The 12,766-nt window shown below is 45.5% G+C and carries 10 protein-coding genes and 16 tRNA genes; 1 reads left to right on the forward strand and 25 read right to left on the reverse strand.

The features are described from left to right. Nucleotides 1-30: 30 nt before the first annotated feature. The 9 genes from MHH46_RS27415 to MHH46_RS27455 form a co-directional block, all read right to left on the reverse strand. A complete protein-coding gene (locus tag MHH46_RS27415) occupies nt 31-861 on the reverse strand; it encodes a MetQ/NlpA family ABC transporter substrate-binding protein (RefSeq protein ID WP_036685556.1) in 831 nt (276 codons plus the stop codon). Between the two features lie 42 nt (nt 862-903). Next, nucleotides 904-1,566, reverse strand: a complete 663-nt coding sequence (locus MHH46_RS27420) for a methionine ABC transporter permease (protein ID WP_036685560.1) — start codon at nt 1,564-1,566, stop codon at nt 904-906. Next, nucleotides 1,559-2,320: a methionine ABC transporter ATP-binding protein gene (locus MHH46_RS27425; protein WP_081387946.1), complete on the reverse strand. Its 762-nt coding sequence runs from the start codon at nt 2,318-2,320 to the stop codon at nt 1,559-1,561. Before MHH46_RS27425 ends, MHH46_RS27420 begins: the two co-directional genes overlap by 8 nt. A gap of 485 nt (nt 2,321-2,805) precedes the next feature. Further along, the gene (locus tag MHH46_RS27430; protein WP_076194079.1) at nt 2,806-4,203 is read right to left on the reverse strand and encodes an ADP-ribosylglycohydrolase family protein; all 1,398 of its coding nucleotides are present in this window, start codon (nt 4,201-4,203) and stop codon (nt 2,806-2,808) included. Nucleotides 4,204-4,206: 3 nt separating this feature from the next. Next, nucleotides 4,207-5,163 carry a nucleoside hydrolase gene (locus MHH46_RS27435; protein ID WP_076194077.1) on the reverse strand — a complete coding sequence of 319 codons (957 nt, stop codon included), beginning with the start codon at nt 5,161-5,163 and terminating at the stop codon, nt 4,207-4,209. A 40-nt stretch (nt 5,164-5,203) separates the two neighbouring features. Continuing rightward, nucleotides 5,204-6,142 (reverse strand): ABC transporter permease, encoded by a 939-nt coding sequence (locus MHH46_RS27440; RefSeq protein ID WP_036685567.1) that lies wholly within the window; start codon nt 6,140-6,142, stop codon nt 5,204-5,206. Continuing rightward, on the reverse strand, nt 6,139-7,185 hold the full coding sequence (locus MHH46_RS27445) for an ABC transporter permease (RefSeq protein WP_036685569.1): 1,047 nt from the start codon (nt 7,183-7,185) through the stop codon (nt 6,139-6,141). Before MHH46_RS27445 ends, MHH46_RS27440 begins: the two co-directional genes overlap by 4 nt. Next, nucleotides 7,178-8,740: an ABC transporter ATP-binding protein gene (locus MHH46_RS27450; protein WP_076130297.1), complete on the reverse strand. Its 1,563-nt coding sequence runs from the start codon at nt 8,738-8,740 to the stop codon at nt 7,178-7,180. The genes MHH46_RS27445 and MHH46_RS27450 overlap by 8 nt, the downstream gene beginning before the upstream one ends. Nucleotides 8,741-8,857: 117 nt before the next feature. Further along, nucleotides 8,858-9,997 carry a BMP family ABC transporter substrate-binding protein gene (locus tag MHH46_RS27455; RefSeq protein ID WP_076130296.1) on the reverse strand — a complete coding sequence of 380 codons (1,140 nt, stop codon included), beginning with the start codon at nt 9,995-9,997 and terminating at the stop codon, nt 8,858-8,860. A gap of 327 nt (nt 9,998-10,324) precedes the next feature. Here MHH46_RS27455 and MHH46_RS27460 point away from each other — a divergent pair, with 327 nt between their 5' ends. Then, nucleotides 10,325-11,080, forward strand: a complete 756-nt coding sequence (locus MHH46_RS27460) for an AraC family transcriptional regulator (protein ID WP_076130295.1) — start codon at nt 10,325-10,327, stop codon at nt 11,078-11,080. Nucleotides 11,081-11,216: 136 nt separating this feature from the next. On the opposite strand, the gene MHH46_RS27465 is transcribed toward MHH46_RS27460, so the two are convergent. The 16 genes from MHH46_RS27465 to MHH46_RS27540 all read right to left on the reverse strand — a co-directional run bounded on the left by MHH46_RS27465 (nt 11,217) and on the right by MHH46_RS27540 (nt 12,739). After that, nucleotides 11,217-11,295, reverse strand: a tRNA-Leu gene (locus tag MHH46_RS27465). 14 nt (nt 11,296-11,309) lie between these two features. Continuing rightward, nucleotides 11,310-11,383: transfer RNA gene (locus MHH46_RS27470), tRNA-Cys, on the reverse strand. A gap of 9 nt (nt 11,384-11,392) precedes the next feature. Beyond that, nucleotides 11,393-11,467 (reverse strand) — tRNA-Gly (locus MHH46_RS27475). A 6-nt stretch (nt 11,468-11,473) separates the two neighbouring features. Next, a tRNA-Gln gene (locus MHH46_RS27480) sits at nt 11,474-11,548 on the reverse strand. A gap of 19 nt (nt 11,549-11,567) precedes the next feature. Next, a tRNA-His gene (locus MHH46_RS27485) sits at nt 11,568-11,643 on the reverse strand. Nucleotides 11,644-11,686: 43 nt separating this feature from the next. Beyond that, nucleotides 11,687-11,762, reverse strand: a tRNA-His gene (locus MHH46_RS27490). Between the two features lie 23 nt (nt 11,763-11,785). Further along, nucleotides 11,786-11,859 (reverse strand) — tRNA-Trp (locus MHH46_RS27495). Between the two features lie 6 nt (nt 11,860-11,865). After that, a tRNA-Tyr gene (locus MHH46_RS27500) sits at nt 11,866-11,951 on the reverse strand. A 5-nt stretch (nt 11,952-11,956) separates the two neighbouring features. Then, a tRNA-Thr gene (locus MHH46_RS27505) sits at nt 11,957-12,032 on the reverse strand. A gap of 28 nt (nt 12,033-12,060) precedes the next feature. Beyond that, nucleotides 12,061-12,136, reverse strand: a tRNA-Phe gene (locus tag MHH46_RS27510). A 10-nt stretch (nt 12,137-12,146) separates the two neighbouring features. Continuing rightward, nucleotides 12,147-12,224, reverse strand: a tRNA-Asp gene (locus MHH46_RS27515). A gap of 25 nt (nt 12,225-12,249) precedes the next feature. After that, nucleotides 12,250-12,326, reverse strand: a tRNA-Met gene (locus MHH46_RS27520). Nucleotides 12,327-12,343: 17 nt separating this feature from the next. After that, nucleotides 12,344-12,419: transfer RNA gene (locus MHH46_RS27525), tRNA-Val, on the reverse strand. Between the two features lie 55 nt (nt 12,420-12,474). Continuing rightward, a tRNA-Glu gene (locus tag MHH46_RS27530) sits at nt 12,475-12,549 on the reverse strand. An 18-nt stretch (nt 12,550-12,567) separates the two neighbouring features. Next, nucleotides 12,568-12,660, reverse strand: a tRNA-Ser gene (locus MHH46_RS27535). Nucleotides 12,661-12,663: 3 nt separating this feature from the next. Further along, nucleotides 12,664-12,739 (reverse strand) — tRNA-Asn (locus tag MHH46_RS27540). Nucleotides 12,740-12,766: the final 27 nt, after the last annotated feature.

The following is a 12,766-nucleotide window of genomic DNA, read 5'->3' on the forward strand; positions in this document are numbered from 1 at the left end:
GCTGCCCTTTTTTATAGATCCATATTCAGCTTATTTAAACGCAGGCAACGCAATATCCGCGTAATTATCCTCAAGGAACTTCTTCACTTCAGGACCGCTGATCCGTTTAGCCAGCTTTTGAATGGCGTCAGAGTCCTTGTTATCTTCACGTGCCACCAAAGTAATTGTGAATTCGGAATCTTCGCCCTCCGTAATCAGTGCATCTTTCTTCGGTGTCAATCCTAGTGGGCTCGCATAAGCCGGAGTCATGGCTACCAGATCGCCATCATCAAGCATACGGGCCAGCATTAGGAGATCGACTTCTTCAAACTTGAATTTTTTTGGATTTTCAGTAATGTCTGCTTGTGTGGCTTGAATGCCTACGCCTTCTTTTAGCTTAATAAGATCAGCTGCAGCGAACATTTGCAATGAACGACCGATGTTAGATGGATCATTAGCCATTACAAGCGTAGCCCCTTCAGGAAGATCAGCTATAGTCTTGTAACGTTTGGAGTATCCGCCATAAATAGCGTCATAAACAGGCTGTACCTCTACCAGATTAGAACCTTTGCTTTCATTATATTGCTTCATATAAGGAACGTGCTGGAAAAAGTTAGCGTCTACTTCTTTATTAGCCAACGCCTCATTAGGCTGCACATTATCAGAGAGAACAACGATCTCCAGATCAATGCCATCTTCCTTCAGGAGCGGCTTCACAATATCCAGAATTTCTGTCATAGGTGGGATCAGTGTAGCGATCTTTAATTTGGTTAACTCATCATTACTACCTTTTGCAGCATTGTTCTCGGCTGCTTTATTAGAGCCACAACCCGCTACGACCAATACCATTAATGTAAGCACAAGTATCATTGATTTTTTCATTAGTACTACTAACCCCCAGTTTATATATTGAACTATTTTGTATTACCGCTTATCCAACAGCCTTGCGATAGTCCCCCCGGTGAACTGAACCAATTGGACTAATACAATCATCACTAGAATGGCATAGATCATCACTTCCGTCTCAAAACGCTGATAACCATAACGGATAGCGAAATCACCAACCCCTCCCCCACCAACAACTCCCATCACGGTCGAGAAGGAGATAAAGCTAATTGTAGAAGTAGTAAGTCCAAGGACTAGACCCGAACGAGCTTCCACATACAGAAATTTAAAGATCAAGCCCAGCTTCGAGGCTCCCATCGATAATGCTGCTTCAATGACCCCTTTAGGAACCTCCAGCAACGACTGCTCCACTAACCGAGCATAATAGGCAATAGCGATTATAGATAATGGAACCGCTGCTGCAATCGTACCAATGGCGGTCCCGACCAGGAAACGAGTGACTGGAATTAGCGCAACGACCAGCAGCAGGAACGGAAAAGAGCGGATAATATTAACGATACTGTTGAGCACCAGAGACAATGTTGTATTCTCATAAAGCTGCCCTTTTCGGAAAAAAAACAACAAGGTACCCAGTGGAAGCCCCAGCAGCACTGCCGCTCCAACAGAAATACCAACCATCACAAAGGTTTCACCAATCGAATCCCACATCTGTGCCTGATATTGAAGTACACTATCAAACATGATCTTCCCCCGCTTTACCAAGAATCTGATCGCGGTATGTCCCGGTACTGGCTGCCGCTGGACGGAATTCACCGTCTTTACGAGAGAACGAATCTACAATGCGCCCTTTTTCCATCACCGATACATGAGTACATATGCTTTTGACAACATCCATCTCATGCGTAACAATGACAACCGTTACTCCAAGACTTGAATTCACATGCTTCAGCACGTTCAAGATATCTGTAGTGGTTCCAGGGTCCAGGGAGGACGTTGGCTCGTCACACAGTAATATTCCCGGACTGTTCGCTAGCGCGCGGGCAATCGCAACACGCTGACGTTGTCCTCCGCTGAGCTGTGCCGGATATTGTTTTGCCTTATCTGCCAGTCCAACAAAATCCAGACACTCCTTCACACGCTTCATTCGTTCATGCTTTGGGACATTTGCCAGCTCCAGCGGGATCGAAACATTCCGCTCTACAGTGACGTTATAAACAAGATTAAATTGTTGAAAGATCATTCCAATCTTTTGCCTTGCTTTACGCAGTGCTTTACTAGGCATTTCGGTCAGGTTGTGGCCATCTACGGTAACCGTTCCCTCATCCGGCTGTTCCAGAAGATTCATCAGTCGCAGCAGTGTAGATTTCCCCGCACCACTCTCACCAATGATCCCATGAATGGATCCCTGCTTTACCTCCAGCGATACCTCATCTACAGCCTGATAGATGCCTTCCTTCAGCTTGAACCCTTTACTTACCCGACTCAGCGACAGTATTAGAAGCTCCCCCTTCCTTTCCCTTATATAATGAACCTCCATCAAGTGAGACATTGTATTACAATTTTCTAAAATCTGTTTTATTAAAAATCTCCTTAAATAATAAGACATTTCTTCTGCTGTGTCATCATTTTTCTTTAAATGATATACCAGGAAGGTTGATGAAAACCTAAAAACCCTTTATACCGGGCTCTTTTTACACATTTATTAATAAAATAAAAAAGGGTAGCAAAGATAATCCTTCCCTCTTGAAATCATGATTCTCCTATTGCCCCACCACTAAACGCTCCACTGTTAATATAGCCATATTTGGTTTTTTTAAGTGTATGAAATGCAGTTAAAGCTACATTTGGTTGGTTGGAGTGTGATTAAAGACCTGCTGTTACGCAAAAAAGGATGTCTAAGCCAATAGCTTAAGACATCCCATAATTCATATAGTAATCCCTGAATCCCTGATCTATCGAGTCCCATACTCGCTAAATCTTTTATGCCTTTTCGCCAAGCTCTCTGCGAATCTTCAAGAACACTTGGTAGCTGCGTTCCGCACATTCCGAAATCGCTATCGGATGAAATCCGGGCAGATCGGCATATAACGTATCGTGAAGCGGTTCGATCCATGAAGCCGGCAACTTACTTGCTCCAAGCTTCGCTCCCATAATTGAGCCCACAGTAGCCCCGTTACAGTCTGTATCCATTCCACCATATACGGAAGTGACAACTGTTTTTTCAAAGTCATTCCCGCCATAAACAAGCGACGCAGCTACAAGAGCAGCATTATTATTTGTATGGACTGTATCATAGTGGCTAAAAGTATCCCAAATGTTACGAACCAACTCCCGCTCACTTTTGGCCTTCTGCGCAATATCTATCCCCCGCAAAACATCACTGGCCAAACGACTGGTACGCGGAATCTCACTAAGGCCTATCTCTAGGATCCGTTCATTATCCTTCTCTGCAAAAGCTGCCGATATCATCGCCGCGTTAAACATCTCACCGTAGATGCCATTTTTCACATGTGAAAATGAAGCGTCGCGCCAGCCTAGTTCTGCCGCAAGTTCAGGATAACCTGCTGCGCCATAAGCCAGTCCATCTGCGCGTATAGCGGCACCAATCCACTCGCGGTAAGGGTTTAAGTGCATCCGCACTCTTTCCTGCCGCACCAGCCAATCCGCAGGTTTCTCGCCATGCAGATGAGAGGTCTCCTGCGCAAAATTCATATATGACTGTGTCTCCGCCGTGCACACCTGACTATATGTTAAATGTGTATGCCACAGCTTTCCGATATCCCAAGAATCCCAGTTCAGACCCTTCTGCTCCAGCAGCATAAGACCCAGGACAGTGTAGCGAATATCGTCATCGCTTTCCATATACTTGATCGTCTCGCGGGTACTCGCATGTGTCCATTCACTTAAGCCAAGACCATATTCAGCCTCTGCCCGTGAATGCCCAGGCGTATAGCCAGTAATTGGCCAGGCGTCCGCACCCTGAAACCATAGCTCAATATTCTCCCAGCCCGGACGGCCATCTTTCCCATAGAGATAGTCCCAATACTCCAGCGGTTTCCCGAGTGCGCAGCCGACACTTCTACCGAGCCAGGCTCCATAGAACTTATCTCTCCATTCCGCCTCGCTCCAGTCCGCCTCAAGCTTACGTGGGCCTTCTGGACGTAGATGACGAATCTCCTCCAGAGAGGATGGCTCTTGATACGGAAAATCCTCACTGATCCTAAGCTCCATTAGCTCATTGTATACCTGCATCAGCTTGAGCTCATCGGCACCAGCAGCCGCTAGCTTATCCGCAAAACCCTCAATCAGACAACCTTCTTCTCCACGCTGAGCAATTTCAAACTGCACGGTCTCTTGAAGTCTCTCCCATCCTGCCATAGGCTACTTCCCTTCAGCCGCTAGCAGCAGCTCTTGATCAAGCTTTTCCAGTGAATCAAAGATCAGCTTCATAAATGCTTCCCGGTCAACGCCCACCAATACTTGCACATTCGCTGGACGATCCGTCTTCTTCCGTCTGTCTGCAACTGTCATTCCCCGCGTCAGCTTGCCTTCTGTCTCCACCGTTACATATAGATGCTCAGATTCAAATAGTTCCGGATGCAGCAGCCAGGCAACCGCACATGGATCATGCAGCGCACTGCCGACATAGCCCATTTTTTTACCGTAAATCGAATAGAAATCCAGCAATTCTCCGACCATTGTAGACACTGGTCCCCGCTCTTTCAATGCTAGGATCTCATCTTCAAAAATAGCAGCCTTATCGGTCACATCCAGACCACTCATTGTGATCGGAATCCCCGACTCAAACACAATACGGGCTGCTTCAGGATCTACATAGATATTAAACTCCGCAGTAGAGGTGACATTCCCATAAGAGATACCTCCCCCCATCAGTGAGATTTTTTCAATTCTGTCTTTAATCTCTGGATAAGCCGTGATTAGCAGTGCGATATTTGTTAAAGGAGCCATCGGCACGAGCGTAATCTTCTCCTCTGAAGAACGGATGATATTCAGCATAAACTCCACAGCACCCTGCTCTACAGGGCGGAATTTACTTGGAGGCAAAAGCGGCCCATCCATGCCCGATTCTCCATGCGCTTCCTCACCTGTAACAAGCTTGCCGAACAGTGGGCCAGCAGCCCCTTTAGCTACAGGAATGTCAACATTCACGAAGCTGATCACCTTCAGGGCGTTTTTCGTGATTTTATCTAAAATTTGGTTTCCACCAACCGTTGTAATCCCGCGCAGATCTAACTTCTCCGAATTTGCTATGGCAAGCAGTATCGCTATTGCGTCATCATGCCCTGGATCGCAGTCAATAATAATAGGTGTTGGCATAGTTACTCACTCCTTGTCTGTGTATCAATCATTTCAATCGCTATTTAACTAGCGGACTTTTAAGTTTTTTATTCTTTTTTCGTGTCTCAGATACTGCGTAGATCACAAGTCCAATTACTGTGGCTACATAAGGAAGAGTAGCGATTAGCTCCGCAGGAATCTTCAACACCTGTAGCGCATTCGACAATGCATCTGCAGTACCAAATAATAAAGAGGTCAGCGCCGTGCCTACGGTCGTACTTCTTCCCATCGACTCAGCGGCAATGGCAATCCAGCCCCGGCCAGCGATCATATCGCGGGTAAACAGTGACAAATACCCCATCGACATATAAGCACCGCCTAAACCGGCAAAAAATCCGCTAAGCAGCAAAGCCATATACTGTATTTTCACAACACTTACACCCACGGATTGAGCCGCATGTGGATTTTCACCCACTGAACGAATGCGCAGTCCAAGCGGTGTACGGTTTAATAGATAGTAGACAACAAACACAGCCAATATAGAAACATACGTCAGAATGTGATGCCCCGATAAAATAGGTCCAAGCACCGGGATATCCTTCAACAAAGGAATCTGGACACTAGGCAGAACTTTACTCGCCAGCGAAGTGGAAGAACCCTTGTCGCCACTAAGCAGATAGAGGATAAACACAGTGCCTCCCGAAGCGAACATATTAATGGCCACACCCCCGAGAATGATATGTGTTTTGAATTTCAGGGTGAAAAAAGCTAATATTCCAGCGATCAATGTTCCAGACAGCACCGCCCCAAGCAGACCTACCCATGCGCTATGTGTATAGCTGCTTATGATGACACCCGCTAAAGCGGCAACAAGCATGATGCCCTCCATCCCAATGTTAATGATCCCTGCACGGTTGGAGATGAGTGCGCCGAGCGCGGCGAACAGAATCGGAGTCGTCACGCGAAGGACAGAGAACGCAAAGTCAGTTGTAAAAATCACATCAAACAAACTATTCACGCTTCCTTCGCCTCCTTCAAGAGCATCCGATTTTTCCAGAACTTCAGAAATTGCTCAGCCGAAATTAGAAGAATGATAATTGCCTGTATGATTGAGATCATCTCTGAAGGTACATCAGACAGACGCGCCATCATGTCAGCCCCAATTCGAATGTACGCTAGGAACAATGCAGAGCCGATTACGGACAGCGGATTATTTTTGGCTAGCATCGCTACAAGGGCACCATCCAAACCATAACCAGGTAGTGACGTCCATTGGAAACGGTTATACATCCCCAGCACTTCTACGGAACCCCCCATACCTGCGATAAAACCTGCAATCAAGTGGACGAGAATAATAACCTTGGCTGTCTTCATACCGGAATAACGGGCAAAGTCCCGGTTGATGCCTGTCATACGCAGCTCATATCCCCATTTCGTTTTGTATAGGAATAGATGAGCTGCAATAATAAGCACGATAACGATAATAAGACCGGTATGAATACGGGTGCCCGAGACCATTTTACTCAGCAGTGCCGTTTTCTCGAATTTGTAGGATACATTGGCAAAAGCTTTAGCATCACGCAGATGATAGTTCAGTAGGTATAGCCCTACTCCGAACAAAATATTATTGAACATTAAGGATGTAACCAACTCATTAGCATTCCATTTTGCCTTCAGAATACCAGGTATTGCCGAGAGCAACGCTCCTACAATTGAACCTGCAGCAATAGCTACCATCGGATGCAGCCAGCCGTCCAGCGTTAAATGAATAGCCAATACGGAAGTTACAACACCGGAGAAATAGAAAATCCCTTCAGCTCCCAGGTTGAACATATTGGCTCGAAACAACAAGGATACTGCCAACCCAGTGAACATGAGCGGAATCGCCATCTCAATCACATTACCAATATGACCTTTACTGGATAACGGCTCTAATAGGAATATACCAATCGTCTTCACAGGCTGATTACTGACCAAAGAGATGATCAGAAAGGCAATAGCGAGTGCAATAACGATTACCGCCGATGTCCGAATGTACTCAAAATATTTAACTTTAAACATGATTTACGGCCCTCCCGATGTGCTCCTCGTCCTGTCGATGAATCCCCAGCATATAAAGACCTAATTCTTCCTCACTAACCTTAGATGGCTCCTCGAAAAAGGCAACAATCTTACCCTCGTACATTACTAACAGACTATCGCTGATCTCCAAGATCTCATTCAAATCTGCCGACACTAGCAAAATCGCGCAATCGTCTGAACGTAATTCCAACAACTTTTGATGTATGAACTGGGCTGCGCCTATATCCACACCCCGTGTCGGCTGTTCTGCAATAAGCAGCTGCGGTTCAGTCGAACACTCTCTAGCTACGACTACCTTCTGCATGTTACCACCTGACAACATTCCTATGGGCTGAGAAGGTCCTGAACAGCGGACTTTAAATTCCTCTACAAGGGATACTGCTAGCTTGGCAATTCGTGAGCCATTCAAAAAAAGACCTTTATTCATTGCTTTTGTACGATACTGAGTAGATAGCAGATTATCAGCTATGCTTGCCTCACTAGCGATCCCTTGCCGCATCCGATCCTCCGGTATATAGGAAACGCCTAGCTTACGAATATCCAAAATATCCGATTCACGGATATCCTTTCCCTTCACTAGTACAGAACCCTGACTTGAGACACCTCTCAAGCTACCTGTAAGAGCTTCAATGAGCTGTGTCTGCCCGTTGCCTTCTACACCAGCAATCCCAACGATCTGCCCACCACGTACCGCAAAATTGATATCCGACAATAATGCTTTGCCATCTGCATCATTCACACCGAGTCCCTGCACCGTTAGTACTGGCTCACTAACAGCCAGAATCTCTTTGTCATATTTCAGCACGACATCTCTGCCGACCATTAACCGCGAGATTTCCTGTTCTGTCACATCCTGTGTTTGAAAAACACCTTCACTACGGCCGCTGCGCATAATCGTAATTCTGTCGCAAATCGCTTTGACTTCCTTTAATTTGTGCGAAATAAAAACTATCGTATGGCCCTGTTCCCTTAATTGCTTAAGCTCGCGGAACAATTCCTCTGTTTCCTGTGGAGTCAACACCGCAGTTGGCTCATCAAGCACCAGAATTTTCGCACCACGCAGCAGCGCCTTAAGAATCTCAACCTTTTGCTTCATCCCAACTGTAAGATCCTCTACTTTTGCCTTTGGATCCACGGCCAGATTGTATTTCCTTGCGGTTTCTTCCGTCATGCGCACAGCCTCGGCATAATTAATGCCAACTCCTCTGCGCGGCTCCATACCTAGCACCATATTCTCTGCCACCGTAAAAGAAGGTACCAACATGAAATGCTGGTGGACCATGCCGATGCCTCTATCAATGGCGTCCTGAGCGGATTGCAGCTTTACTTTTTCACCCTTGATATAGATCTCGCCTTCACTTGGCTCTTCCATGCCGAACATAATCTTCATTAAAGTCGATTTACCTGCACCGTTCTCACCTGCAATCGCATGTATTTCTCCCTCACGTAAAGAAAAATGCACGTCTTTATTTGCAACGACGCCATTGGGATATACCTTGGTAATTCCCCGCATTTCCAGCAGAGCTGTGTACATAGGTCTCAACGCCTTTCAACTTGGAGGTCTGCAAAAATATACAGCTGGAATTCCCCTGACTAGAAGAATCTCCAACTGTAGGTTTATCTCTATAGAACTGATCTTAAGATTTAAAGCTTAAGGCTTAACTGCGTTACGAATAGCTTCTACCTCTGCGGTTTCCATCCCCATCGCATTATCCACTTTAATTTCTTTATTGATCAGCTTTTGCTTCACTTCTTCAACCTTGGCCTGAAGATCAGCCGGGAATACATTTTTATAAATATCATTCTCAGCAATACCTACACCATCATCTACAAAGCTCAATACATCACGTTTGCCCATTTCTAGCGTACCCTCTTGCGATCTCTTCACTGCACCTAGAATAGCCGTATCAATCTTTTTAATAGATGAAGTAACGATTAGATTTGCTTTTTCACTATCTGTATCGTTAATCAACATTGCCTGATCGGAGTCTACACCGATTGCATATTTTTTCTTCTCTTTAGCTGCGTCAAAGATCCCAAGACCTGTACCCCCAGCCACGTTAAAAATAACATCCACACCGGAGTTATATTGAATTAGAGACAGCTCCTTACCTTTTGCCGGGTTAACAAAATCACCAGCGTACGACACAGCCACTTTTACATCAGGATCAACGTACTGAGCACCTTGAATGTAACCGACCAAGAAAGCATTAATCCCCGGAATATCCATACCGCCCACAAACCCAATCACATTCTCAGGGGTAGCATTCGGCATATCCGATTGTGTAGCTAATGCTGCTACTGCACCTGCCAAGAAAGATACTTCATTTGTCGCATAAGACATGTTGTACATGTTATCTGGTGCTTCATCGATGTCGGTATCATAATTAATGAATTTTTTGTCTGGATACAATTCTGCCGTTGCATTAAACATCTCTGTAATTTCAGAACCGCCAGAAATAATTACATCCCAATCCTCGGAAGCGATATCGTTAAATGTAGGCTCCCATTTCGTTTTATCAACGCCCATTTCAACAACCTTTGTTACTGCACCAAGTTCATCCTTAACCTTTTGCAAGCCGTTATTAGCGGAATCAAAAAATGATTTATCCCCAAGTGTCCCCGGAATCAGCAATACAACCTTGAGTTTATCCCCTGCACCTGTTTCTCCGCCTTCGTCCGCTTTGGATCCAGTATTCGTTGAAGAACCATTATTGGACGTGTTATTCCCACATGCTGTGACCAGAACCATCACCATTAATAACAACAAAGAAAGAACTTTTTTATTCATTACTCTATTCCACCCCTAATTTTAGTTGGTTAGTAATCCGCAGAATCCCATCTTCACCCATTGTATAATTCACGGTTCAAATGGAAATTCTCTTTTTTCCAAATAAAGTATCATTAAAAGTAATAAACTTAACGTTTAGGCTCAAAAATAGCAATAAAAATACCATTATTATTAATAATCCGCTTTATTTCCGAACGAGATGGCCAGTCAGGTTGCGAACTTTCGGATTTATTGATACGATCATAACAAATATTATTAAAAATAATTATATGATTTCGGTCATAGTTTTGTACGATTCGGCTAAAACATAAGTATTGGAGGATCATCATGGATCGTGTTCTATATATTGTAAGTGCCACACATGAGCTAAATACTTATATCCCTCCACACCAGCATGAATGCTACGAACTAGTCTATTATTTACAGGGGGTAGGGACAACCAATGTTGGCCCACGAAGTTACCATTTTCGCTCCTCTTCTTTCGCGCTTGTGCCACCCAATCATAAACATGACGAGCACCACCGTGAGGATGCAAATGTATTATTTGTAGGCTTCCACTCGGAACACCCTAATATGAGTAATCTGCTCGGCGTATATGAAGATGATAAAGATCAGACCGTTCTTCAAATCCTGCTGCGAATGAAAGCAGAGTTTACACGCAAGCAAGACGGATTCTCTGAGCTTCTAAACCTACAAATGAGCGAGATTACCGTCCATCTTATGAGGCTTCTTAGTGCCTCTGGATATCAATCCCCAACAGAAGATCGAGTACAATATGTCCTTAATTATATGAATGAGCATTATCGCCATAAATTGTCCGTCGAAACACTATCAGAAATGTCCGGATATAGTTACGATCGTTTTCGCCATCTATTTAAAGAACGTTTCGGGTCTTCACCCCTGCGGTATTTGCTGTTAAAACGCCTGGATTATGCAAAATCTCTATTACGTCATACTCAGATGCAAATCTCTGAAGTATCTGCTGCTGCAGGTTTTGTGAACGATGCCCAATTCTGCAATATGTTCAAACGAGAAATAGGTCTTACCCCGCGAGCATTCCGCATTAATAATCAATCAGGTTAATCACTAATCAGATTAAAAAAAGCCGTTGAAATAGAGAAACTCTCTATTCAACGGCTTACTGCTGTAAACCCAAGGACATAAAGAAAAAAGGTTTGTAAGATTGCTTATAAAAGCATTCTTACAAACCTTTTTAAGATACCGGCGAGAGGACTCGAACCTCCACGGTTTCCCACTCGATTTTGAGTCGAGCGCGTCTGCCATTCCGCCACGCCGGCACATATGAACTAAATGGAGGCGCCACCCAGATTTGAACTGGGGATAAAGCTTTTGCAGAGCTTTGCCTTACCACTTGGCTATGGCGCCATGAAAACTTGGAGCGGACGACGGGAATCGAACCCGCGACCCTCGCCTTGGCAAGGCGATGCTCTACCGCTGAGCCACGTCCGCATAAAATGGCTGGGGATATAGGATTCGAACCTATGAGTGACGGAGTCAAAGTCCGTTGCCTTACCGCTTGGCTAATCCCCAATAACATTTTAAAATAAAATGGGGCGACTGATGGGTCTCGAACCCACGAATGCCGGAACCACAATCCGGTGCGTTAACCCCTTCGCCACAGTCGCCATATTAAGTTGATATTGTTGCCATTATTCATTTTAAAGTAAATGGGGCGGCCGATGGGTCTCGAACCCACGAATGCCGGAACCACAATCCGGTGCGTTAACCCCTTCGCCACGGCCGCCATATTAAACTTTAGAAAGAACTTGGCAGGGGCAGCAGGAATTGAACCCACACCAACGGTTTTGGAGACCGTTGTTCTACCTTTAAACTATGCCCCTAAAAACTGGTGGAGGATGATGGATTCGAACCACCGAACACTCACGTGAGCAGATTTACAGTCTGATGCGTTTGGCCACTTCGCTAATCCTCCAAGGATGGTGCCGGCGAGAGGACTTGAACCCCCAACCTACTGATTACAAGTCAGTTGCTCTACCAATTGAGCTACACCGGCATGGCACTCATTCTTTTGTGATGATAAATGGTGGCTCGGGACGGAATCGAACCGCCGACACGAGGATTTTCAGTCCTCTGCTCTACCGACTGAGCTACCGAGCCATGATGAAAATGGCGGAACCGACGGGATTCGAACCCGCGATCTCCTGCGTGACAGGCAGGCATGTTAGGCCAACTACACCACGGTTCCAAAAGATATAATTGCTTAAGTTAATTGGTTGCGGGGGCAGGATTTGAACCTGCGGCCTTCGGGTTATGAGCCCGACGAGCTACCGGGCTGCTCCACCCCGCGTCAGTAAGAAAATGTTATGGTGGAGGCTGAGGGGATCGAACCCCCGACCCTCTGCTTGTAAGGCAGATGCTCTCCCAGCTGAGCTAAGCCTCCATAAACAACAATTGTTATTGTACCAAAGTCCACTAGGATAAATCAAGTGAAAATTTGGTGACCCGTATGGGATTCGAACCCATGTTACCTCCGTGAAAGGGAGGTGTCTTAACCCCTTGACCAACGGGCCATACTAATTAAAAATTTGTGGCGGAGAGAGAGGGATTCGAACCCTCGAGACGCTTGTGGCGCCTACACGATTTCCAATCGTGCTCCTTCGGCCAAACTCGGACACCTCTCCATATGGCTCCCCGAACAGGACTCGAACCTGTGACAACTCGATTAACAGTCGAGTGCTCTACCAACTGAGCTATCAGGGAATATTCATACCAGGCTTGATGCCTGAA

The sequence above is a fragment of the Paenibacillus sp. FSL H8-0175 genome, from assembly GCF_045040615.1.
Classification (GTDB): Bacteria; Bacillota; Bacilli; order Paenibacillales; family Paenibacillaceae; genus Paenibacillus_AQ; species Paenibacillus_AQ odorifer.

Excerpts from the sequence above, each read along its gene's own strand:
- MHH46_RS27415 (WP_036685556.1), bottom strand. The coding sequence starts at position 861 with ATGAAAAAATCAATGATACTTGTGCTTACATTAATGGTATTGGTCGTA.
- MHH46_RS27420 (WP_036685560.1), bottom strand. The coding sequence starts at position 1,566 with ATGTTTGATAGTGTACTTCAATATCAGGCACAGATGTGGGATTCGATT.
- MHH46_RS27430 (WP_076194079.1), bottom strand. The coding sequence starts at position 4,203 with ATGGCAGGATGGGAGAGACTTCAAGAGACCGTGCAGTTTGAAATTGCT.
- MHH46_RS27435 (WP_076194077.1), bottom strand. The coding sequence starts at position 5,163 with ATGCCAACACCTATTATTATTGACTGCGATCCAGGGCATGATGACGCA.
- MHH46_RS27445 (WP_036685569.1), bottom strand. The coding sequence starts at position 7,185 with ATGTTTAAAGTTAAATATTTTGAGTACATTCGGACATCGGCGGTAATC.
- MHH46_RS27450 (WP_076130297.1), bottom strand. The coding sequence starts at position 8,740 with ATGTACACAGCTCTGCTGGAAATGCGGGGAATTACCAAGGTATATCCC.
- MHH46_RS27455 (WP_076130296.1), bottom strand. The coding sequence starts at position 9,997 with ATGAATAAAAAAGTTCTTTCTTTGTTGTTATTAATGGTGATGGTTCTG.
- MHH46_RS27460 (WP_076130295.1), top strand. The coding sequence starts at position 10,325 with ATGGATCGTGTTCTATATATTGTAAGTGCCACACATGAGCTAAATACT.